Raw genomic sequence first — 22,724 nt, 5'->3', positions numbered from 1 at the left:
CGTAAGCACCGCAGCGAGGGAGCGGTAGCGACCGAGTGAGGAGCGCAACGAGCGTGCGTCGTCCTCACGGCTGGGGCTTTGGAGATATTCACCGCCGATCTCTGGTCTCCCACTTATAAACAATCGACCGGGATTTAAAAACACGAAACGTCCCCCAGAGCCGCTGACGAACCGGCGCCGATCAGAACTTCGTCTCCGGACCGCTTCGATCGCCTCCGTTTTTATTATTCGCTACCGAACCCGGCGTATGACCCGAATCGTCGCCGTCTCCGGCAGTCGGAGCGCGGACAGCACCACGCGGGCCGCGCTCCGCGTCGCGCTTGACGCCGCGGCCGACGCCGGCGCGGAGACCGACCTGATCGACTTGGCCACCGTCGACCTCCCCCTCTACCACCCGGACGAGGGCGCGCAGGGCGACAGCGAGGCGCTGAAGCGCCGCATCCGCGAGGCCGACGGCGTCCTCGCCGGCACGCCCGTCTACCGCGGCTCCTACTCGTCGACGTTCAAGAACTTCCACGACTTCTGCGGCTCCGACGAGTACGCGAACACGGCCGTGGGGCTGCTTGCGACCGCGGGCGGCGGCTCCTACGGCGGCACGCTCGAACACCTCCGCTCGACGTTCCGGAACGTCCACGCGTGGACCGTCCCGCACGAGGTCGGGATTCAGGGCGCCTCCTCGAAGGTCGAGACGGGCGCGACCGATCCGGGGGCCGGCCCCCGAATCACCGACGAGGACCTCCGGCGCCGCACCGAGCGACTCGGGCGAGTCGTCGTCGAACACGCCGAGCGGGTGCGGGAGTGAGGACGGTGCTGGTCGCCGAGTACCGGCCGCGGTCGGCAGGGATTTCCCCCGCGAGGCCGACCCTCCGCCGATGAGTCGCATCCGCCCGGACGAACTGGACGAGCGCCTCGGCACCGACGACGAGCCGTTCCTGCTGGACATCCGCCCCGAGGGGGACTTCGAGGCCGGCGCGATCGACGGGAGCCGGAACGTGCCGGTGTACGACGAGCTCCGCGGCGGCGACGACGACGCGCTCCGCCGGCGGCTCGACGAGGTCCCCGACGGCCGCGAGGTCGTCACGGTCTGTAAGATGGGGATCGTCGCCAAGCGCGCGACCCGGGTGCTCGACGAGGCGGGCTACGAGGCGTCGACGCTCGCCGGCGGGATGAGCGGCTGGAACGGGTACGAGCGGGGATCGGTCGGCTACAAGATTCGGTCGCTGTGGTGGCGGTTGCGCGGGTGACGGCGCGCGGTCGCAGTGGCTGGAAGCCGAAACCCGCCGGGCTTTTGCCCGGCTCCCGTCTACGACCCCCATGACCGAACCGGGTGACGACGACCGTGTCAGCTAACCGGAAGGGTGACCGCCGCGAGCGCGAGCTGGTGAACGCCTTGGACGAGGCGGGGTTCGCCGTGATGCGCGCGCCGGCCAGCGGCTCCGCCACGGAGCGGGAGCTCCCCGACGTGCTCGCGGGCGACGGCGAGACGTTCTACGCCATCGAGGCGAAGTCGAGCGCGGGCGACCCCATCTACCTCACCGGCGAGGAGGTGGAGGCGCTCCTGTTCTTCGCGCGGAACTTCGGCGCGAAGGCGCGGATCGCGGTGCGGTTCGACCGCGAGGACTGGTTCTTCTTCCACCCGGGCGACCTCTACACCACCGACGCCGGTTCCTACCGCGTGAAGAAGGAGACGGCGCTCGCTGACGGCACCGACTTCCCCGAGTTCGTCGGCGAGACGGAGAAGGTGACGCTCGCGGAGGTGGGCGAGGGCAAGGCCGGCGACGACGCGGACGCGGTCGACCCCGAGACCGAGGAGCGGCGGACGATCTTGGAGGCCGTCCGCGACGGGCACATGCCGGTCGAGGACGCGATGGACGTGCTGTAGCGAGGTCCGAACCCTCTCTGCCGTCCGCGGACCCCCTCGCTTATCCCTCGCGGCGCCGAACCCTGCCACGAATGAGCGAGGACTTCGGCCTGCTCGAACCCGCGGACCAGCCCGGCGACGAGTGGGAGCAGCTCGACGTCTCCGACACCGAGGCCGACCGGATCGCCCGGCGGCAGGACCGCGAGTTCGACGAGTTCCGCAAGCGGATCAAGGACACCGAGCAGTTCAAGCTCCAAGAATCGGTGTTCGACGACGCCACGCTCGCGGCCGTCTACAAGCTGGTCCAGGACGGCTACGTCGACGCGTTCGGCGGGCCGGTGTCCACCGGCAAGGAGGCGAGCGTCTTCGAGGCGCTCGGCGGGCAGGCCGGCGAGCGGCCGGAGCCGGGGTCAGAAGCGGCGGGCGGCGGGCCCGAGGGGGTCACGCCCGAGCGCGAGGTCGCGGTGAAGGTGTACCGGATCAACTCCTCGAACTTCCGCCAGATGCGCGACTACCTCGAGGGCGACCCGCGGTTCGAGGGAATCGCGAGCGACAAGAAGGCGGTCGTGCTGGCGTGGACCCGGAAGGAGTTCGCGAACCTGAAGCGCGCGCGGAAGGCCGGCGTCCGGGTGCCGGAGCCCATCGCCGTCCAGCGCAACGTTCTCGTGATGGAGCTGGTCGGCCACGCCGAGGAGCGCGCCCGGCGGCTGAGCGAGGTCGACGTGGAGAACCCCGAGACCGCCTACGAGGTCGTCCGCGAGTACATGCGCCGGCTGTACGGCGCCGGGCTGATCCACGGCGACCTCTCGGAGTACAACATGATCATCCACGAGGGCGAGCTGGTGATCATCGACCTCGGGCAGGCGGTGACGGTTCACCACCCCAACGCCGGGGAGTTCTTGGCGCGCGACTGCGAGAACGTGGCGGCCTTCTTCACGCGACAGGGGATCGACGTCGACCCCGACGGCCTCCGCGCGTACGTGACGGAGCCGGACCCCGACCCGAGCGGGGAGCCGGACGGAGAGCCGGGCGAGGAGAGCGGGCCGGACGGGGAGCGGGAGTCGGGCGGGGAGGCCGACGAGGCGGCCGGGTCCGACACGGAGTGACTCCGGCGCCGGTGGGCCAGATCCCCGGCGAGAACCGTCATACCGGCACACACCGTCCGCGGCGGAACACGCTTAAAAGGCTCCGCCGGGTATCCCGTGGTATGCAACACGTGACGGTTCCGCAGGACCGTATCGGCGTCGTCATCGGCGCCGGCGGCGAGACGATGCGAGAGATCGAAGAGCGGGCGAACGTGCGGCTCGACATCGACTCGGAGTCGGGGAGCGTCTCTATCGAGGAGCGCGACGACCCCGTGGCGGCGATGGTCGCGCCTGACATCATCAAGGCGATTGGCCGCGGCTTCAAGCCGGAGACCGCGCTGTCGATCCTCGACCACGACCTCCGGACGCTCGACCTGATCGACCTCTCCGAGCACACCCGCAACGACAACGACCTCCAGCGCAAGAAGGGTCGGATCATCGGCGAGAACGGCCGCACGCGAGAGCTCATCGAGGAGCTGTCGGGCGCCAACGTCGTCGTCTACGGCTCGACCGTGGGCGCGGTGGGCCAGCCCGAGGAGCTTGAGGTCGTTCGCCGGGCCGTCGGGATGCTGCTCGACGGCGCCCCGCACGGCGCGGTGTACTCCTACTTGGAGCGCATGTCGAACGAGCTCGACGACGACGTGAGCTTCAACGCACCGCAATAAGTGGAGTTCTGTGCTGGCGTCGCCGCCGTCGTTCGTTTATAAATCGTTGTTACCAGCGATGTGGTAAACGCCTCCAAAGCCCCAGCCGTGAGGCGGGCGCACGCTCGCTGCGTTCCTCGGTCGCTCACTTCGTTCGCTCCCTGCGGTACTTGCGTCGTCATCAGAACGCAGAGCGTTCTGATTGGCTCACGAGAGCTTTGCTCTCGTGAACGCCTGCGCCCGCCTCACGGCTGCCCCTTTGAGTCCCGCCCCGCACGGCAGCCTCACGCCTCCCCAGCCTCGTCGCTGGCACCCTCCGCTTCGCTCCGGGAGCCAGCGACTCCCTCGCGCGGTGCTGCTCGGCCGCAAAGCGGCCTCGCAGGCACGCGCCACCGCGGCTGTTTATAAACAATGTACGCCCAGCAGTTGATCTGGAGTTCTATATAAAGGGCCGTGTGAACGCACCGCATACCGGCCGATACTCCCCCACCGTGTTGCGGTTCCGCACGATACGAGCGAAGGGTTTATATAGAATCACAATCAATCAATGGCTGTAATGTCACAGCGTCAGCGGATGGGCAATCAGCCCATGATCGTACTTTCTGAAGAGTCGCAGCGTACCTCCGGAAAGGACGCGCAGAACATGAACATCACGGCCGGCAAGGCGGTCGCGGAGTCCGTCCGCACCACGCTCGGCCCGAAAGGGATGGACAAGATGCTCGTCGACTCCGGCGGGTCCGTCGTCGTCACGAACGACGGCGTCACCATCCTGAAGGAGATGGACATCGACCACCCGGCGGCCAACATGATCGTCGAGGTCTCCGAGACGCAGGAGGAGGAGGTCGGCGACGGCACCACCTCCGCGGTCGTGGTCGCCGGTGAGCTCCTCGACCAGGCCGAGGAGCTCCTCGACCAGGACATCCACGCGACGACCCTCGCGCAGGGGTACCGACAGGCCGCCGAGAAGGCCAAGGAGATCCTCGACGAGGAGGCCATCGACGTCTCCGCGGACGACCGCGACACGCTCGTCGAGATCGCCGAGACGGCGATGACGGGCAAGGGCGCGGAGAACTCCAAGGACCTCCTCGCCGAGCTCGTCGTCGACGCCGTCCTCGCGGTTCAGGACGACGACGGCATCGACACGGAGAACGTCTCCGTCGAGAAGGTCGTCGGCAGCTCCATCGACGAGTCCGAGCTCGTCGAGGGCGTCATCGTCGACAAGGAGCGCGTCGACGAGAACATGCCCTTCGCGGTCGAGGACGCCGACGTGGCGCTGTTCGACGGCGCCATCGAAGTGAAGGAGACGGAGATCGACGCCGAGGTCAACGTCACCGACCCCGACCAGCTCCAGCAGTTCCTCGACCAGGAGGAGGAGCAGCTCCGCGAGATGGTCGACCACCTCACCGACATCGGCGCCGACGTCGTCTTCGTCGGTGACGGCATCGACGACATGGCGCAGCACTACCTCGCGCAGGAGGGCATCCTCGCCGTCCGCCGCGCGAAGTCCGACGACCTCAAGCGCCTCGCCCGCGCGACCGGCGGCCGCGTCGTCTCCAACCTCGACGACATCGAGACGGACGACCTCGGCTTCGCCGGCTCCGTCGCCCAGAAGGACATCGGCGGCGACGAGCGCATCTTCGTCGAGGACGTCGAAGAGGCGAAGTCCGTCACCCTCATCCTCCGCGGCGGCACCGAACACGTCGTCGACGAGGTCGAGCGCGCCATCGACGACTCGCTCGGCGTCGTCCGCACGACGCTGCTCGACGGGCAGGTCCTGCCCGGCGGCGGCGCCCCCGAGGCCGAGCTGGCCCTCCAGCTCCGCGACTTCGCCGACTCCGTCGGCGGCCGCGAGCAGCTCGCCGTCGAGGCATTCGCCGACGCGCTGGAAGTCGTCCCGCGCACCCTCGCCGAGAACGCGGGTCTCGACCCCATCGACTCGCTGGTCGACCTCCGCTCCCGCCACGACGGCGGCGAGTTCGGCGCCGGTCTCGACGCCTACACGGGCGACGTGATCGACATGGAGGCCGAGGGCGTCGTGGAGCCGCTCCGCGTCAAGACCCAGGCCATCGAGTCCGCCACCGAGGCGGCCGTCATGATCCTCCGCATCGACGACGTCATCGCGGCCGGCGACCTCAAGGGCGGCGGCACCGACGACGGCGGCGACGACGGCGGCCCCGGCGGCGCGCCCGGCGGCATGGGCGGCGGCATGGGCGGCATGGGCGGTATGGGCGGCGCGATGTGAAGTTCGGTTAACGCCTTCACACCCCCACTCCGACCGCAGCCGCTTCGCCGAACCGTCCACAGACCGACCGTCGCGCGCCCCTTTGGGCCCCGACGACACGCGACTTTTATCGACGACCGACGCGACGACCGCGGAGCCACCGGCTCGTCGAGCGTCCGAGCTCCTCGGTACCGACCCGCATATTCGTCGCCGACAACACGAGGGTAACACCCGCGTAACCACCGGACGGCGGTGTCCGCGAGCGGTTAAGTGACTCCCGGCCCTCCACTCTACGACGAGGTTCTCACGTTCACCATGCCACAGCAGAAAGCCGACTACGCAGACGACGCCGAGATCGACGCGGAACTGGACGAGCTGCCCGACGACGAGACGGTCGAGGCGACGGTCGCCAACTTGGAGGAGCGCGGCTTCGACGTGGTCGTCGCCGACGACGCCGACGAGGCGCTGGAGGCCGTGAAATCCCAGATCCCCGCGGGGGTCTCGGTGATGAACGGGCACTCGACGACGCTCGAAGAGATCGGGTTCGACGAGTTCCTCAGCGGGGGCGACCACGAGTGGGAGAGTCTCCCGGACCAGATCTGGGGCATCGACGACGACGCGGAGCGACAGACCGCGCGGCGCGAGTCGCAGACGGCCGACTACTTCCTCGGCGGCATCAACGCGGTCGCGCAGACGGGCGAGCTCGTCGCCGCGGACCTCTCCGGCAGCCGGATCGGCGCGTACCCGTTCGCCGCGGGCAACGTCGTCATCGTCACGGGGATCAACAAGATCGTCCCGACGCTCTCGGACGCCTTCGACCGGCTGGAGTCGGTCGCGTACCCGCTGGAGAACGAGCGCGCGCAGGAGGCGTACGGCGTCGAGTCGTCGATCGCCAAGCAGCTCGTCTACCGCCGCGAGACCGAGGAGGGCCGCACGACGGTCGTCCTCGTGCGCGAGCAGCTCGGCTACTGAGCGGATCGGCTCACTTTGGCGCGCCACGAGACGACGCGTCACGCGCTGACGCGACACACGCTTTCTTCCCCCTTTCGACGACCGCGAGCGACGCCGCTCGCGGGTTCGGGCTCCCGAACCGCAACCCGTTTTCCGCTCCTCCGAGAACCGCCGCGTAGGTCCCACCATGACGCCCGATCCAACGCAGCTCTCGACGGACGCGTGTACCCTCCCCGACGGACGCACTCTCTCGTACGCGAGCGGGGGCGACCCGGACGGGGTCCCGGTCGTCGTCCACCACGGAACGCCCGGGTCGCGGCTGTTCGGTGCGCTGCTGTCGGGTCCCGCGGCCGAGGCCGGCGTTCGGCTCCTCGTTCCCGACCGTCCCGGCTACGGTCGTTCCTCGCCGCCAGCGGCCGAGTGGTCGTGGGAGGACTGGCCGGCCGACCTCGGCGGACTCCTCGACGCGGAGTCGGTCGAGCGAGCCGGCGTCCTCGGCTTCTCCGGCGGCGGCCCGTTCGCGCTCGCCGCCGCGAGCGACGACCGCGTCGCTCGGGTCGGGCTGGTGAGCAGCGTCGTCCCGCCGGCCGAGAACGCCCTCGCGACGCTCGCGTCGGTCCCGTTCGCGCTGCGCGCGATGTTCCGAATCTCCGACGCGGTCGCGTCGATTTCCGGGCCGAGCGCGGTCGTCTCGCAGTACACGGACCGCTCCGTCTCCGACCCGGTCGCCGAGGCCGTGGCGGCCGACTTCCACGAGGCCCTCGACCGCGGCGCGCGGGCGGTCGAACGCGAGAACCGGGCGTTCGCGAGCGCGTCGCTCGACGCCGATTCGGTCGGTGTCCCGGTCCGCGCGTGGCACGGCACGACCGACGAGAACACGCCGCTTTCCCCCGTCCGGTCGCTGATCGACGAACTCGACGGGACCTTCGAGACCGTTGAGGCCGACCACCTCGGCACGCTCCTCGACCGTCGGGCGGCGGCGCTGGAGTGGGTCGCCCGGAAGGAGTGACCGCGGGTTAAATTCTTTCAGCACAGCACCGCCGCTCGCGATATTGCTCGGGGCGGTACAGCGGGCCGGGAGGGATTCGAACCACGCCCGGACGTGCTCGCTCACTCTGTTCGCTGCGCGCGACCGGTCTCTTCGAATCCCCCCGGCCGGTTCCCTCACCGCCTCGCTATCGCTCGGCGGTTCGGTGTACGGGCCGGGAGGGATTCGAACCCCCGACCGTCCGGTTAAAAGCCGGACGCTCTCCCTAACTGAGCTACCGGCCCAGGCGACTCGGGATAGGGTCAGCCGAGGGATAAACGTTTAGAACCGCGGTAGGGGTCGGCGCCGCCACCCGAAACGGTTTCCCGGCCCCAGCCGTCGCCGCGAGCATGGAGTTCGACATGCGCGCGTTCGCGGCCGACCTCTGTCGGCACCGCTCGACCGCCGGCGAGGAGGCGGCCGCGGCCGCGTTCGTCGCGGAGCGGCTCGCCGATCTCGGCTTCGAGACGTACGCCTGGGGCGCCGACCCCGCCGTCCTCGCCGACCACCCCTCCTTCCCGGACGACCTCGACGCGGCGGCCGTCGAGGGACGGCGCAGCGTCGCAGGCGTCCTCGAACTGGGCGGTGCGAGCGGCGCGGGCGACGCTGACGACGCGGGTGACGCGGTCGGCGAGACCGGCGGCGATCCGGTCCCCACCCTCGTCCTGAACGGCCACCTCGACGTCGTCCCCGCCGAGCCGTCCGAGTGGTCGAGCGACCCCTTCGAGCCGGTCTGGCGCGACGACGCGGAGGGGGCCGCGTCCGCGAACGCGGACGGCGGCGGCGACGAGGGCGTCGAGACTCTCACCGCCCGCGGCGCGGCCGACATGAAGTGCGGGCTCGCGGCCTGCGTCGGCGCCGCGGTGGAGGTCCGCGAGGGGGTCGCGGACGGGTCGATCGACCTCCCGCCCGCGGGCCTCCGGCTCGTCGTCGAGGCCGTCGCGGGCGAGGAGGACGGCGGCTACGGCGCGGCGACCGCCGCGCTCGCGAACCCGTATCCCTTCGAGCGCGACGCGGCGATCGTCGCCGAGCCGACCGAGCTGCGCCCGGTCGTCGCGTGCGAGGGGTCGCTGATGGCCCGGCTGGAGATCGACGGGCGGAGCGCGCACGCGGCCACCCGGTGGCGCGGCGAGGACGTGCTCCCGCGGTTCGAGGCGATCCGTGAGGCGTTCATGGAGTTGGAGACGGAGCGTAGCGAGTCGGTCTCACACCCGCTGTACGGGGAGTTTCCGGTCCCGTGGCCGGTCGTCTGCGGCCGCGTCGAGGCCGGCTCGTGGGCGTCGACGGTGCCAGCGACGCTCGAAGCGGAGTTCCGGATCGGCGTGGCGCCCGGCGAGACCGTCGAGGAGGTGGAGGCGGCGTTCCGCGAGCGGCTGGAGCGAGTCGCCGCGGACGACCCCTGGCTGCGCGACCATCCGCCCCGGTTCGAGCGGTTCTCGGTCCAGTTCGAGCCCGCGGAGATCGCCGTCGACGAGCCGGTCGTCGAGGCGGTCCGCGCCGGCCTCGTCGCGACCGGACTCCCGGACGTCGAGCCGCGAGGAGCGACGTACGGCGCCGATTCGCGACACCTCGTCGCGGCCGGGATCCCGGCGGTGCTGTTCGGCCCGGGCACCATCGACGAGGCGCACTACCCGGACGAGACGATCGCGTGGGAGGAGGTCGTCCGAGCGCGGGCGGCGATCGCCGCGGCCGCGGAGCGGTTCGCGAACGACTACGCGGCGTAGTCGATCGGCGGCGCTCAGTCTCCCCGGTCGTCAGCGAGGTACTCGTCGACCGCGTCGGCGACGATCTCGCCCGGCTCGACGTTCTCCATCGAGGCGCGGCGGCGCAGTTCCACGTACGTCTCGGCGGGGAGCCGGAGCTGAAGCCGGCCGAGCTCGACACCCGCCTCGCGGACCGCGGCCTCGATGTCCTCCCCGTCGTTGACGGCCGAGGCGATCGCGCGCACCTCTCGGACCGTGAGATCGCCGTCGATCGCCGCCCACGCGAGCAGGTAGCGGTCCCGTCCGCCGAGCCGCGCGACGTGTTTCGCGGCGCTCGGCGCGATCCGCCCGTTGGCGACCTGCCGACGGATCGCCTGCGGGAGGTCGTGGACCCGCGCCCACTTGCGGATGAACGCGACGGAGACGTCTTCTCCCGCCCGCTCGGCCGCCTCCTTGTACGAGCCGACGCCGCGGACGAGCGCCGCGCAGGCGGCGGCGCCGCGCAGCATCAGGACGTTGTCGCCGTCACCCACGTCGCCGGCCGCGAAGCGGCCCACCGTCTCCGCGGCCTCGGCGACGCTGTCGGGGTCGTTCGGGTCGAACCCCACCGCGTCCGCGGCCCGGTCGCCCGTCACTGCCGGGTCCGCCCGGACCACCGGCTCGCCGACGGGGGACCGCCGGTCAGCGCGTGACTCCTCGGTCATACACTTCCCTTCGGGGCCGCGGGTATAAACGCCGGGCACCGGGGCGGAATTCGCCCGAGCGACGGACGCCCGTCGCCGGCCGTCGACGCTCTCTCCCACCTCGCGGGCCGTCGGCGCCTCGCCCTACTTCGCGGTCCGGGGCGCGGCGTCGCCGTCGTCCCCCTCGCTCGCGCCTCTCGCGTACAGGACGTAGGAGTACGCGACGGTGACCGCGGCGGTCGCGAGCGCGGGGCCGACGAGGAAGTAGACCGCGTACTCGCCGGCGAAGAGGCCGGCGACCGCGATCAGCGCCGAGAGCTTGAACAGCCGGGCGCCGAGCGCGTGGGTCCGCTCCCAGACGGCGTCGTCGCTGAGCGTCCACGGCGTCCGGATCCCGACGAACCAGTTCGGCTCGACGTGCGGGAGCAGCGTCCCGACGTAGTAGAACAGCGCGGCTCCGCCGGCGACCGCGAGCGTCGTCACGTCGACCGCGTAGCCGAGGTTGAAGCCGAGCACGGCGAGGTGGAGCGCGACGAGGAACGCGGTGAACACGACGACGAACCGGTCGTAGTGGACCCGGAACGCCGCGACATTCTCCCCCAGGGGGTCGATCCGCGGGAGCAGCGCGAACAGCCCGAGCAGCCCGGCCGCGAGTCCGGGCACGAGCCACATCCCGAGGGTTCGGGAGAGCGTTTCGGTCGGCTCGCCGGCCGCGTTCCACCGCGTTACCATCTGTTCGGGGAGGTCCGGTGCGACGAGGAGGCTGGCGGCGGCGCCGACGGCGACGAGGAGGGCCGCGACGCCGAACCGGAGCCGCGTCGAGAGTCGAGGCGTGGTGGGCGGAGATTCGGAGGGCATGCGCGCGGAGCAACGGTCCGCAGCGGTAAAAGCGTCTACCCGTGGGAGTCGCCCCCGTGGGACGCGGCGCGACGCAACCCTTACGCGTCGTGACCGCCAATCCGCGGGTATGACCGACGAACGCGACGACGACGGCCACGAGTTCTCCTCGGGGCAGGGCGTCGACGCCGACTACGACGCGTTCACGCTGGACCCGCCGGAGCTCGGCGAGGACCCGAGCCGCGTCGACCCCGTCGACTCCCGCGTGTTGACCGAGGAGCTGGACCGCCGGAACATCGGCAGCGAGGACGTCGACGTCGAGCAGCTGATCGACGTCGGCCTCTCGTACATGGGTATCAACCGCTTCGAAGAGGCGACGGAGACGTTCGAGCGCGCCGCCAACTTCGCCGAGGAGGACTCGCTCGAGGCCCAGGAGGCGTGGGTGAACAAGGGGGCCGCCCACGCCCAGCTGGAGGAGTTCGACCAGGCGATCGGCGCGTATCAGGAGGCGCTGCGCATCGACGAGGAGTCCGAGCACGCCGCGACCGCGGAGACGAACCTCGCGTACGCGCTCTGGGAGTCCGGGCAGGGCGAGCAGGCGCTCGAACACGCCGAGCGCGCCGTCGAGACCGACCCGCGCTTCGCGGAGGCGTGGTACAACCGCGGGTTCCTGCTGGTCGAGCGCGGGCTCGCCGAGGACGCGGTCTCCTGTTTCGACAACGCGATCCGGCTCGGCTACCGCGACGCTGGCGTCTTAGAGGAGAAGGCGCGGGCGCTCGAAGAGGCGGGCGAGCACGAGCAGGCCGAGGAGGTCGCCGATCAGGCCGAGGAGCTCCGCCGCGAGACGGAAGAACAGATGATCGAAGAGCAGACCGGCCAGGCGCCAGGTCCCGGCGGACAGCCGCCGCAGGGCGGTCGCGGCGGACAGGGCGGCGCCGGCGGCCCCGGGGGCCAGCCCGGTGCCGGCGGGCGCGGCGGGCAGGGCGGCGGCCGCGGCGACCGTACCGGGCAGGACGGCGAGGCCGAGGGCCCGGAGCGAGAGCTTCAGGGCGAGGGGCCCGAGGGCTTCTGAATGCTGCTGCGCGAGCGCGAGACCGCCGAGGGACGGCTCGTCTCCGTCTGCGACCCCGACTGCCTCGGCGAGACGTACGACAACGGGAGCGCGACGCTCACCGTCAGCGAGGAGTTCTATGGCGGGGACGACGCCGTCGAGGCGACCGCCGAGGAGGTGATCGCGGGCCTTCAGCGCGCGCAGGTCGCGAACATCGTCGGCACCGAGGCGGTCGGCGTCGCGGTCGAGGCCGGGCTCGTCGACGAGGAGACGGTCCTAGAGTTCGACGGCACGCGGCACGCGCAGCTGCTCTGGCTGTAGCGGGCTCCGACTTCGCCGGATTCCGAACCGGCTAAGGGCGCGCGCGACGAGTCGAACCCGATGAGACGACTCACGCGGAGCGAGTTGGCGTCGCGGGTGGGGCCGCGGCCGCCCTCGGACGCCTTCTGGCGGCGCGCGATCGACCGGGGAGCGGCCGCGCTCGCCGTCGGCGCGGACGCGGTCGTCGGCGAAGGGGAGGAGGAAACCGACGGGCCGACGGAGCCGCTCGACACGGGCGACATCGTCGATGTCGGCGACCGCGCGTTCGTCGTCGTGGGCGCGGAGCGAACGGAGAGCGGCGGCCGGATCTACAGGATCGAACTCGTCGCCGACCGCGACGAGGGCTGAGCGGGGCGGGTCGGCGGGTTCGCGGGGACGCGCCCGCTCAGAGGTCCGCGACGTCCTCGATGGCGTCGGTGAGCTCCGTCACGCTCTCGACGGTGTGTTCGCCCATGTGACCGATCCGGAACGTCTCCTCGCCGAGGTCGCCGTAGCCGTTCGAGAAGGCCATGTCGTACTCCTCGTTCACTTCCTCGATGGTCGCGGCCACGTCGATCCCCCGCGTGTTCTCGACGCAGGCGACGGTCTGCGACTCGTACCCGTCCTCGGGGAACATCGCGAAGTGCTCGTCGGCCCAGTCGTGGACGTACTCCATCATCTCGCGGTGGCGCTCGTCGCGGGCGCGGTGGCCCTCGTCGAGCATGTGCTTCATCTGCTGGCGGTACGCCAGCATGATCGGGATAGCGGGCGTCGAGTGGGTCTGTCCCTTCCGGTCGTAGTAGTCGATGGTGCGGCGGAAGCCGCCGTACCACGAGGAGTCGCCCTTCTCGACCTCGCGGTCGTAGGCGTCGTCGCTGACGACGCAGACGGCGAGCCCGGGGGGCATCGCGAACGCCTTCTGGGTTGACGCGAAGATGGCGTCGATGCCGTGGGCGTCGATGTTGATGTAATCCCCGCCGAGACAGGAGACGGCGTCGACGGCGAAGTAGGTGTCCGGGTACTCTTTGAGAACGTCGCCGATCTCTTCGATCGGATTGCGGACGCCGGTCGAGGACTCGTTCATCACGCCCGCGACCATGTCGTAATTGACGTCGGCGGTCTCGATCGCCTCGCGGACGTCCTCCGGCTTGACCGCCTCGCCCCACTCGTACTCCAGACGGTGGACGGTCTTCCCGAGGCGCTCGGCGACGTTGGCGTAGCGCTCGCTGAACGCGCCACAGGTCGGGACGAGGAGGTGTTCGTCGACGAGGTTCAGCGTCGTCGCCTCCCAGAACTCAGTGCCGGAGCCGGTGAGGATGACGACCTCGTTGTCGGTGCCGAGGAACTCCTTCGTGTCCTCGACGATGGTGGTGTAGAGGTCGGTCATCCGGTCCATCCGGTGGCCGAACGTCGACTCCGTCATCGCCTCGATGACGTCGTCGCGGACCTCCGTCGGGCCGGGGATGTACAGCGTCTTGTCGTCGTAGTCGTCGCGGTATTCGCGTTTCTTCGTCACGGGATCCACCTGTTGGATCGTACCGGGACGCGTGAGGGTATGGACCTTGTGTTCCGTTCAAAAGGCGCGAGGTTGAACGCTCCGTGACCGGGTGGCTCCGGACCGCCGAACCCCGCGCTCCCTTCCGGAAACGGCGCTGTCGACGGGATCAACCGACTTTATACGAACGGAGAAGAGAGAGGGCGTATGATATACGCCCGAAGAGTTACAACCGCCCGAGGTGGCCCGCCGTGAGCGGCGACGAGGAGCTCGCGAAGGACCTGGGCCCGCTCGCGGCGCTCACCATCGGGATCGGGACGATGATCGGCGCGGGGATCTTCGTGCTGCCCGGTACCGCGGTCGCCCGCGCTGGCCCGCTCGCGGCGTTCACCTTCGTCCTCGGCGGCGTGATCGCCTTATTCACCGCGCTGTCGGCGTCCGAGCTGGGGACCGCGATGCCGAAGTCCGGCGGGGCGTACTTCTACGTCAACCGCGCGCTCGGCCCCATGTTCGGCTCCGTCGCGGGGTGGGCGAACTGGCTCGGGCTGGCGTTCGCGTCTGCCTTCTACATGTACGGCTTCGGCGAGTACGTCAACGCCCTCCTCGGCCTCGGGCCGGTCGGACTCGGCTTCGTGACGCTGGAGGCGGCGCAGGTGATCGGCCTCGCGGGCGCGCTGCTCTTCATCGCGGTCAACTACTTCGGCGCGAAGGAGACGGGCGGGCTCCAGATCGTCATCGTGATGTCGCTTCTGGGCATCCTCGCCGTCTTCACCGTCGTCGGGCTGCTGAACGCCGAGATGTCGTCGCTGCGGCCGCTCGCGCCGCCGGGCACGACGAGCCAGGTGCTGCCGGTGACGGGGATCATCTTCGTCTCCTATCTCGGGTTCGTCCAGATCACCTCGGTCGCCGAGGAGATCAAAGACCCCGGGCGGAACCTCCCGCTCGCGGTCCTCGGCTCGGTCGTCATCGTCACGGTCGTGTACGCGCTGTTCCTCCTCGTGCTGCTCGCGGCGGTCCCGAACGACCTCGTCGCGAACAACGAGACCGCGGTCGTCGACGCCGCCAGACTGCTGTTCGACAACTACGAGGTGTTCGGCTACTCGCTGGGCGCCGTCGGCGCTGGAATGTTACTGATCGGCGGGCTGCTCGCGACCGCCTCCTCCGCGAACGCCTCCATCCTCTCGTCGTCCCGGATCAACTTCGCGATGGGCCGCGAGAAGATCGTCACCCCGAAGCTCAACGAGATCCACGACCGGTTCGGTACGCCGTACAAGTCGATCGCGCTCACCGGCGCGCTCATCCTCGTCTTCCTCGTCGCCGGCGGCGTGGAGTCGCTGTCGACGATGGGCTCCGTCCTCCACCTCATCGTCTACGGGCTGCTCAACCTCGCGCTCATCGTGATGCGCGAGTCGGAGGTCGAGGGGTACGACCCCGACTTCGAGGTCCCCTTCTACCCGGCCGTTCCGATAATCGGAACGCTGTCGTCGTTCGCGCTGATCTACTACATCGACCGGACGATCATCCTGATCTCGTTCGGGCTCGTCGTCTTCGCCGCCCTCTGGTACCTGCTGTACGCCCGCGGGAAGGTCGAGACACGCGGCGTGCTCGGGACGTGGATCCTCGACCGCTCCGAGGACCTGCCCGAGCAGGCCGTTTCGGCGGCGACCGCCGTCCAGCCGAGCGGCGACGACTACCGCGTGATGGTGCCGCTCGCGAACCCCAAGACCGAGGAGCACCTGATCACGCTCGCCTCGGCCATCGCCAAGCAGCGGAACGGGACGGTCGTCGCGGTCAACATCGCGAACGTCCCCGACCAGACCTCGCTCGAGGCCGCGCGCGACCGCGGCGCCCACGAGGCGGCTCACGGCCTCCTCGACCAGGCCCGCGAGGACGCGGAGACGTTCGGCGTCGACGTGGAGACCCACGTCGTCCTCTCGCACCGCGTGTTCGAGGAGGTGTTCGACGCCGCGCGCACCTACGGCGCCGACATGACCGTGATGGGCTGGGGCGAGGACTCCCACGGGGCGCCCGGGCGCGCCGAGTCCGCCGTCGACGAGCTGGCGTACTCGCTCCCCTCGGACTTCCTCGTGTTCCGCGACCGCGGGTTCGACGCCTCGCGCATCCTCGTGCCGACCGCGGGCGGTCCGGCCTCGGACCTGTCCGGCGCCGTCGCGAAGATGCTCCAGGCGGAGTTCGGCGGCGAGGTGACCCTGCTCCACGTCGCCGAGGACGGCGAGGAGGCGGGCCGCGCGTTCCTCGCCGAGTGGGCCGACGCCCACGACCTCTCGGACGCCACGCTGCGGATCGAGACCGGCGACGTCGAGGACAGCATCGAGCGCGCCGCCCGCGACGCGACGATGCTCATCATCGGCGCGACCCAGAAGGGGCTCCTCTCGCGGCTGGTCCGCGGCTCGCTCGTGTTGGACGTGCTCAACGAGGTGGAGTGTTCCGTGCTGCTTGCCGAGCCGAAGAGCGACCGCGGCTTCCTCGACCGGCTGTTCGGCAGCGGCGCGCGGTCGAACGACGTGACCGACGCGACCCCGACGCCCGCCGAGACCGGCGTCGAGCCGGAGCCGTCGACGCCGGAGATCGACGAGGGCGGGTCCGGCGAGGAGCCGAAGTCGGACGCGGACGAGGAGTCGAAGTCCGACTGACGCGGCGGCTCATTTTTAAACGGCGGGAACATAGCGGTGCGGAAGCCGTCCGAACCGACCGGCGTCAGCCCCAGTGCCAGAAGTGGTTGTCGTCCTCGTCGACCGGGTCAGTGCGCTCCCGGAGGTCGGCGACGTCCTCGGCGGTCGGCTCGTGGTCGTCGGGGAGCCGCTCCATGCAGTCGAAACAGAGGAAGAACTCCGAGCCGTCGGTGAGTTCGAGCGTGAGTCCCTGCGTCGACTCGAACGCGAAGTTCCACAGGTCGCCGATCCCGCCGGCGATCCGCACTGACCGCTCGCAGACGTCGCACGCCTCGGAGGCCATATACGTGCCTTACTGGGTCCGCGGGGTAAGGCGTGTCGCCTCGATACGTTTACATCGTTGTTGGTTGGGAATACGCGACCGGTCGCTCCTCGGGGAGCGCCTCTTAAGCCCCAGCCGTTTGCTTATAAATGACTGGCCATAGATCGACGGACGACACCTCCAAAGCCCCAGCCGGCGAGGCGGGCGCACGCTCGCTGTGTTCCTCGGTCGCTCACTCCGTTCGCTCCCTGCGGTACTTGCGTCGCCTGCGCCCGCCTCGCCGGCTGCCCCTTTGAGTCCCGCCCGACCGCGACCGCACGGCGCCTCACGCCTCCCCAGCCTCGTCGCTGGCACCCTCCGCTTCGCTCCGGGAGCCAGCGACTCCCTCGCGCGTGCTCCTCGCGGCCGCCTTCGGCGGCCACTCGGAGGCACGCGCCACCGCATCTATTTATAAATAAACGTCGCTGTTCACCGCGATTCGACCTCGATCACGTGCGCGTCTTCGGGGTCGAACCCGACCGTGACAGCGCCGTCGAGGGGGTCCACGGCCCGGACGAGCAGTTCGCGGTCGCCCCAGTCGAGCGTGACGCGCGTCGTCTCCCCGAGGAACTCCGCGCTGGCGACGGTCGCCCGGAGGGCGTTCTCGCCCGCGGGGGCTGCGCTCTCGTCGGCCCCTCCGTCGTCCGCGCTCGCGACGCGGAGGTGTTCCGGACGGACGCAGAAGGCGATCCGGTCGCCGACCGACGCGGCTGTGCCGGGGTCGGCGTCGGTTCGCGCCCGGAGCGTCTCGTCGCCGCCGTCGACGTCGACCGCGAGCTCGCCGTCGGGCGCTGCGGGCGCGTCGACGACGCTCCCGGTGAACACGTTGTTGTCGCCGACGAACTCCGCGACGAACCGGGTCGCGGGCTCGCGGTAGACCGTTCTGGGGGGCGCCACCTGCTCGGGCGTCCCGCCGTTCATCACCGCCACGCGGTCGGAGACGGCCAGCGCCTCCTCCTGGTCGTGGGTGACGTATATCGTGGTGATCCCCAGCTCGGACTGGATCTCCTTCACCTGCGCGCGCAGTCGCTCGCGGAGCCGCGCGTCGAGCGCGCTCATCGGCTCGTCGAGGAGGAGCACGTCGGGGCCGGGGGCGAGCGCCCGGGCCATCGCGATCCGCTGTTGCTGCCCGCCCGAGAGGCTCTCGGGGTCGCGGTCGGCGGCGTCCGGGAGGTCGACGAGTTCGAGCAGCTCCGCGACGCGCTCGTCGCGCGTCGTCCCCTCGGGCGGGTCGGCGAAGTTGAGCCCGTACGCGACGTTCTCGCCGACGGTCATGTGCGGGAACAGCGCGTAGCTCTGGAAGACGACGCCCACGTCGCGGTCCTCTGGCGGGACGCCGGCCATCGACTTCCCGCCGAACCGGACCGTCCCGCTCGTCGGCTCCTCGAACCCCGCGATCAGCCGCAGCGTGGTCGTCTTCCCGCAGCCCGAGGGGCCGACGAGCGTGAAGAACTCCCCCTCGCGCACCCGGAGGCTCACGCCGTCGACGGCGGCCGTCTCGCCGTAGCGCTTCGTCACGCCGTCGAGTTCGACGGCGACCGCGGGGTCCGTCTCGTCGCCTGTCGGTTCCGCCGGCGGTTCAGAGCCCACGGTGCTCACCTCCCAGCCGCTCGATGACGACGAAGCTGAGCCCGGTGACGACCAGCAGGACGACGCCCATGGCGGTCGCCGGTCCGAGCCGCCGCCCGATGAACCGTTCGATCGCGACGGGCATCGTGTACGCGTCGGCGCCGGTCGCCAGCACGACCGTCGAGGTGAACTCGCCGATGGAGATGGCGAACGCGAACGCCGCGCCCGCGACGACCGCGGGCCAGACGAGGGGGAGCTCCACGTCCCGGATCACCCGCGCCCGCGAGGCGCCGAGCGCCCGCGCGGACTCGACGAGCGAGCGGTCCAGCCCGGCGAGCCCGGGCGAGACGGTGCGCACGACGAACGGGTAGCCCGAGACCGCGTGCGCGACCACGACCGCGACCGCGCCGCTCGCGGCGATCCGCCAGCCCGCGATCTCGACGCCGAAGACGAGCCCCCGGAGGAGCCCGAGCCCGACGATGATCCCCGACACCGCGAGCGGCGCCATCGCGGCCGCGTCGACCAGCGTCCGCCCGCGGTACCGCCGCGTGGTCAGCACCGCGACGACGACGCCCATCGGGAGCGCGAGCAGCGTCGCCCCCGTCGCGAAGAGGAGCGAGTTGCGGATCGCGGGCCACGGCCGCACCTGAAACGCCGCCCCCGTCTGCTGGCGCTCGACGAGGAACCGGTAGTGGTCGAGCGTGAGCGCGCCGTCACCGCCCGTGACGCTCGCGAGGATCATCGACGCGATCGGCGCGAGGAAGACGACCCCCGCGACGGCGACGTACGCGGCCAGCCCCGCCCGCGGCAGCAGTTCGCGGAGGGTCGGCGCGGGCGGGACCAGCGAGCGCCGGGGGAGGGGTCGCGCTCCGCGGGTGCTGGTCGAGTTGCGGGCCTCGTACCGGAGGTACGCGAGCAGGACCCCGAGCGAGATAACGAGCTCGACGATCGCCAGCGCGGCGGCCTCGGCGTAGCTCAGGTCGCGCACCAGCCGGTAGACGAACACCTCGACGGTCGCCAGCTGGAACCCGCCGAGCGCGAGCACGATGGGGAAGGTGCCGAAGGTGAACACGAAGGTGAGCGCCGCGCCCGTGAGCACGGCGGGGTACACCTGCGGCGCGACCACGTCGACGAACGCCCGGACCGGGCCGGCGCCGAGGCTCCGGGCGGTCTCGACCGCGCTCGCGTCCACCGACTCCCACGCCGCGGTCGTCACGCGCGCCACGAGCGGCGCGTTGTAGAACGCGTGGGCGATCACGACCGCTTCGAGCGTGAACAGCAGGTCGACCCGCGGGAGCCCGAACGCGGTCAGGGCGGCGTTTAACGTGCCGTTGTCGCCGAACGTCGCGACGAACCCGACCGCGACCATGATCGACGGGAGGACGAACGGGACGATGGTGAGCGAGCGCAGCGTCTTCCGGCCGGGGAACTCGAACCGCGCGAGCAGGTAGGCGGCCGGGAGTCCGAGGGCGACGCTCGCGATAGTCGAGAGGACCGCCTGGTACGCGGTGAAGCCGACGATCCCGAGCCGGCGGTCCGGCGAGAGCAGCGAGCGCGCGACCGCCGCCGGCGACTCGCCCGACAGCAGCCGCGCCAGCTCGCCGAAGTAGAACGGGTCGGTGAGAACGTCCGCGAAGACGCCGAGGGTGACGGCGCCGTCGACGACGACCGCCTCGACGAGGACCGTCGCGGTCGGGTAGTAGAAGGCGACGACGAGCGCGGCGCTGGTGATGACCGCGAGCGCGGTCAGCGCGTGCGACTCGACGCCCTCGCGGAGGCGGGCCAGCCGATCCCCGTGGTCGCCGCGGCCGCCGCGGTCGGCCGCGCGATCGCCGTCGACTCCCGTCACGCGCTCGGTCCCTCGTCGCGCACGCGGCTTAGTTCTCGGCGAACTGCCGCTCCCAGGCCTCGACCCACGCGTCGACCGATCCCTGGAGCTCGTCGTAGGTGAACGTCACCGGGTCGGCCGGCTCTTGGGCCAGCTCGGCGTAGTCGCTCGGGAGCTCGGCGCCGCCGGTCGCCGGGAACGCGACGTTGCGCTGGGCGATCTGTCCCTGAACGTCCGGCTCCAACATGAACGACATGAACTGCCGGGCGAGGTCGGGCTCGGCGGCGTCGGCGAAGACGGCCATCCCCTCCGGGTTCGCGTACGCCTGGTCGTTGAGGAAGCGGATCTGGTGTTTGTCGAGGTCCTGGCCCTCCATGTCCGCGAACACCTGATCGGTGGAGTAGGAGACGACGATCGGCGCCTCGCCCTCGCTCCAGGCCGCGTACGCGTCGTCCCAGCTCCCCAGTACGCGCACGTCGTTCTCCTGGAGGTCCGCCCAGTAGTCGAGGTAGTCGTAGTCGGGGTCGCCGTCCTCGCCCTCGATCGCCTCGCCGTCGCCGTCGCTCGCGACGCCGCCGTCGCCGAAGCGGCTGACCGTGTGGAGGAGGAACGCGCGCCCGGTCGAGGAGGCGCCGGGGTTCTGCGCGATGAGCGCGCCCGCGTGCTCGTCGTCGAGCAGCCCGTCGAACGTCTCGGGCGCCTCCATCGTCGTGCCGTCGTACACGAGGCTCACGTAGCCGGTGTCGTACGGGACCGCCCGGTCGAACGGGTCGAACCGGAGCCCCTCCTTGACCGCGTCGCGCCCCTCGATATCGCCCGCCTCGGCGAAGAGGTCCTCGTCCAGTTGCTCGTCGACGCGCACGAGGTCCTCCGTCGTCAGGCCGACGTAGAGGTCGGCGTCGATGCCCGCGCCCGAGGCGGCGCGCTCGACGTAGTAGTTCACCTCGTTGTCCGGGGTCGCCCACTCCAGCTCGGCGTCGTACCGGCTCTCGAACTCCTCTTTGAGCCACTCGCCGGGGCTCACCGAGGGCGCGTCGATGAAGCTCGTGTAGGTCGCCACCGTCAGCGTCGGGGTCTCGTCGTCGCCGCCGTCGCCCTCCCCGTCGCCGTCGTCGGTGTCGTTTCCGTCGCCCGTCCCGTCCCCGTCGCTCCCGGAGCCGTCGCCGCCGTCGTCCCCGTCGCCGGTCCGCTCGGCGCTACAGCCGGCGAGCGCGACGGCTCCCGCCGTCCCGGCCGCCGTCAGGAACCGCCGTCGGGTGCGTGGCCGGGCGCGTCGCCGCCGCGTCTCGCTCTCGTCGGTGGTCATCACCTGGTTGTTGTACTCGGTGGTTACATAAGGGATCCGTCCGCGTCCCGACGCCGTCGCCGAGCGACGTCCCCGAGCTGCTCCGCCCGATCTCCGCCCGATCTCCGCTTCGTGTCCGAACACTGGCCCGCCGACACCCATTTACTCCGGGACGACCACCCGGATCCATGGACGAGCACTCCGGAGCGCGGTCGACGCGGACGACCCGGCGGCGGCTGCTCGCCGGCGGCGCGGCGATCGGAACCGTCGGTCTCGCGGGCTGTCTCGGCGGGCGCGACGGGCCGGTGCCGGAACCCGAGGTGACGAGCGACCGGATCGAAGACTGGCGGCAGACCGACGGGTCCGAGAGCACGGTGTTCGAGCAGTCGTACGGCCCCGTCACGGTTCGGGCGCTCGAACGCACGCGGATCTTCGAGTACGCGCCCGTCGCGGACGCGCTCGCCGAGACGATCGACGCGTCGGGGTCGCCGGTCGTCTTCTTCGCGACGCGGATCGACCTCCGGCCCGCGGTCGACCAGCTCCCGGCCGGCGTCGGCCGCGACCGGGTGATGAGCGAGGTGGAGACGGCGGCGACCGACGCGTTCCGCGCGCAGCTCCGGACCGCCGGCATCGAGGACGTCGAGGTCGCCGAGGAGATGACCACCACCGTCCGGTCCGGCCACACCGCGACCGCGTGGCGGCTGACGGGCGAGTACCCGATCGACGGCGGGATCCCGCTCCCGACCGGGTCGACCGCCGAAATCGATCGGCCCCTCGAGATCGAGGCCCGGCTCGGCGTCTGGCACGACGGGACCGACGTCATCGTCGCCGGCGGCGCCTACCCGACCGAGCCGCTCCTCGAGATCTTCGACGCGGCGCTGCCCGACTCGGTCGACGCCGAGACCGCTGTGACGCAGCTCGCCGACGCCGAGACCGCCGAGGCGCTCGCGACCGACCCCGCGGCCTACGACGAGGACGTCTCGCAGCTGCTCATCTCGGTGGAGTGAGCGGATCGGGATTCCGGCTTTTCGGCTCCGTTGAAACGCTATTGCTTATAAATGAACGCGGTGGCGCGTGCCTGCGAGGCCGCCTCGCGGCCGAGCAGCACCGCGCGAGGGAGTCGGTCGCCGGAGCGGAGCGGAGGCGACCGACGAGGCTGGGGAGGNTCAAAGGGGCAGTCGCGAGGACGC

At 70.9% G+C, this 22,724-nt stretch carries 21 protein-coding genes and 1 tRNA gene; 14 read left to right on the top strand and 8 right to left on the bottom strand.

Features of this window, described 5'->3' with window-relative positions:
• The first annotated feature begins 247 nt into the window (after positions 1–247).
• From C466_RS13595 to C466_RS13560, 8 genes are all read left to right on the top strand, one after another.
• Positions 248–802 carry an NADPH-dependent FMN reductase gene (locus C466_RS13595; protein ID WP_004599287.1) on the top strand — a complete coding sequence of 185 codons (555 nt, stop codon included), beginning with the start codon at positions 248–250 and terminating at the stop codon, positions 800–802.
• A gap of 70 nt (positions 803–872) precedes the next feature.
• Entirely contained in the window at positions 873–1,244 is a 372-nt protein-coding gene (locus tag C466_RS13590; protein WP_004599288.1) for a rhodanese-like domain-containing protein, read from the top strand.
• Between the two features lie 83 nt (positions 1,245–1,327).
• Positions 1,328–1,882: a Holliday junction resolvase Hjc gene (gene hjc / locus C466_RS13585; protein WP_004599289.1), complete on the top strand. Its 555-nt coding sequence runs from the start codon at positions 1,328–1,330 to the stop codon at positions 1,880–1,882.
• Between the two features lie 71 nt (positions 1,883–1,953).
• On the top strand, positions 1,954–2,967 hold the full coding sequence (rio1, locus tag C466_RS13580) for a serine/threonine-protein kinase Rio1 (protein ID WP_004599290.1): 1,014 nt from the start codon (positions 1,954–1,956) through the stop codon (positions 2,965–2,967).
• A 101-nt stretch (positions 2,968–3,068) separates the two neighbouring features.
• Complete coding sequence (locus tag C466_RS13575; protein ID WP_004599291.1) at positions 3,069–3,611, top strand: KH domain-containing protein; 543 nt, start codon at positions 3,069–3,071, stop codon at positions 3,609–3,611.
• A 568-nt stretch (positions 3,612–4,179) separates the two neighbouring features.
• Positions 4,180–5,832 carry a thermosome subunit alpha gene (gene thsA, locus C466_RS13570; protein ID WP_080506002.1) on the top strand — a complete coding sequence of 551 codons (1,653 nt, stop codon included), beginning with the start codon at positions 4,180–4,182 and terminating at the stop codon, positions 5,830–5,832.
• A gap of 294 nt (positions 5,833–6,126) precedes the next feature.
• Positions 6,127–6,783: a lactate utilization protein gene (locus C466_RS13565; protein WP_004599293.1), complete on the top strand. Its 657-nt coding sequence runs from the start codon at positions 6,127–6,129 to the stop codon at positions 6,781–6,783.
• A 166-nt stretch (positions 6,784–6,949) separates the two neighbouring features.
• Positions 6,950–7,771: an alpha/beta fold hydrolase gene (locus C466_RS13560; protein ID WP_004599294.1), complete on the top strand. Its 822-nt coding sequence runs from the start codon at positions 6,950–6,952 to the stop codon at positions 7,769–7,771.
• A gap of 189 nt (positions 7,772–7,960) precedes the next feature.
• Here C466_RS13560 and C466_RS13555 read toward each other — a convergent pair.
• A tRNA-Lys gene (locus C466_RS13555) sits at positions 7,961–8,034 on the bottom strand.
• Between the two features lie 105 nt (positions 8,035–8,139).
• Here C466_RS13555 and C466_RS13550 point away from each other — a divergent pair.
• Positions 8,140–9,513: a M20/M25/M40 family metallo-hydrolase gene (locus C466_RS13550; protein ID WP_004599295.1), complete on the top strand. Its 1,374-nt coding sequence runs from the start codon at positions 8,140–8,142 to the stop codon at positions 9,511–9,513.
• A gap of 14 nt (positions 9,514–9,527) precedes the next feature.
• Here the strand turns inward: C466_RS13550 and C466_RS13545 are convergent, their stop codons facing one another.
• Both C466_RS13545 and C466_RS13540 read right to left on the bottom strand, forming a co-directional pair.
• Entirely contained in the window at positions 9,528–10,196 is a 669-nt protein-coding gene (locus C466_RS13545) for a DUF7119 family protein (RefSeq protein ID WP_004599296.1), read from the bottom strand.
• Positions 10,197–10,319: 123 nt separating this feature from the next.
• The gene (locus C466_RS13540) at positions 10,320–11,033 is read right to left on the bottom strand and encodes an SdpI family protein (RefSeq protein WP_004599297.1); all 714 of its coding nucleotides are present in this window, start codon (positions 11,031–11,033) and stop codon (positions 10,320–10,322) included.
• Between the two features lie 109 nt (positions 11,034–11,142).
• Between C466_RS13540 and C466_RS13535 the strand changes: the two genes are divergently transcribed.
• Genes C466_RS13535 through C466_RS13525 form a run of 3 tightly spaced genes read left to right on the top strand, consistent with a single transcriptional unit; the run spans position 11,143 to position 12,732 of the window.
• Positions 11,143–12,084, top strand: a complete 942-nt coding sequence (locus C466_RS13535) for a tetratricopeptide repeat protein (protein WP_004599298.1) — start codon at positions 11,143–11,145, stop codon at positions 12,082–12,084.
• A complete protein-coding gene (locus tag C466_RS13530) occupies positions 12,085–12,384 on the top strand; it encodes a DUF424 domain-containing protein (RefSeq protein ID WP_004599299.1) in 300 nt (99 codons plus the stop codon).
• A 60-nt stretch (positions 12,385–12,444) separates the two neighbouring features.
• Complete coding sequence (locus C466_RS13525; RefSeq protein WP_004599300.1) at positions 12,445–12,732, top strand: hypothetical protein; 288 nt, start codon at positions 12,445–12,447, stop codon at positions 12,730–12,732.
• A 37-nt stretch (positions 12,733–12,769) separates the two neighbouring features.
• Here the strand turns inward: C466_RS13525 and C466_RS13520 are convergent, their stop codons facing one another.
• Complete coding sequence (locus C466_RS13520; protein ID WP_004599301.1) at positions 12,770–13,879, bottom strand: pyridoxal-phosphate-dependent aminotransferase family protein; 1,110 nt, start codon at positions 13,877–13,879, stop codon at positions 12,770–12,772.
• A 230-nt stretch (positions 13,880–14,109) separates the two neighbouring features.
• Between C466_RS13520 and C466_RS13515 the strand changes: the two genes are divergently transcribed.
• Positions 14,110–16,512 (top strand): amino acid permease, encoded by a 2,403-nt coding sequence (locus C466_RS13515; protein ID WP_004599302.1) that lies wholly within the window; start codon positions 14,110–14,112, stop codon positions 16,510–16,512.
• 64 nt (positions 16,513–16,576) lie between these two features.
• Here the strand turns inward: C466_RS13515 and C466_RS13510 are convergent, their stop codons facing one another.
• From C466_RS13510 to C466_RS13495, 4 genes are all read right to left on the bottom strand, one after another.
• Positions 16,577–16,834 carry a DUF7561 family protein gene (locus tag C466_RS13510; RefSeq protein ID WP_004599303.1) on the bottom strand — a complete coding sequence of 86 codons (258 nt, stop codon included), beginning with the start codon at positions 16,832–16,834 and terminating at the stop codon, positions 16,577–16,579.
• A 447-nt stretch (positions 16,835–17,281) separates the two neighbouring features.
• The gene (locus tag C466_RS13505) at positions 17,282–18,442 is read right to left on the bottom strand and encodes an ABC transporter ATP-binding protein (protein WP_004599304.1); all 1,161 of its coding nucleotides are present in this window, start codon (positions 18,440–18,442) and stop codon (positions 17,282–17,284) included.
• A complete protein-coding gene (locus C466_RS13500) occupies positions 18,432–20,270 on the bottom strand; it encodes an ABC transporter permease (RefSeq protein WP_004599305.1) in 1,839 nt (612 codons plus the stop codon). The genes C466_RS13505 and C466_RS13500 overlap by 11 nt, the downstream gene beginning before the upstream one ends.
• A gap of 28 nt (positions 20,271–20,298) precedes the next feature.
• Positions 20,299–21,555: a thiamine ABC transporter substrate-binding protein gene (locus C466_RS13495; protein WP_004599306.1), complete on the bottom strand. Its 1,257-nt coding sequence runs from the start codon at positions 21,553–21,555 to the stop codon at positions 20,299–20,301.
• A 167-nt stretch (positions 21,556–21,722) separates the two neighbouring features.
• On the opposite strand from C466_RS13495, the gene C466_RS13490 reads away from it, so the two are divergent.
• Entirely contained in the window at positions 21,723–22,541 is an 819-nt protein-coding gene (locus C466_RS13490; RefSeq protein WP_004599307.1) for a hypothetical protein, read from the top strand.
• Positions 22,542–22,724: the final 183 nt, after the last annotated feature.

Source organism: Halorubrum distributum JCM 10118 (assembly GCF_000337335.1).
GTDB classification, from domain to species: Archaea; Halobacteriota; Halobacteria; order Halobacteriales; family Haloferacaceae; genus Halorubrum; species Halorubrum distributum.
The sequence above is the reverse complement of the archived record's forward strand: the minus strand, read 5'-3'. Positions and strand labels throughout refer to the sequence as shown.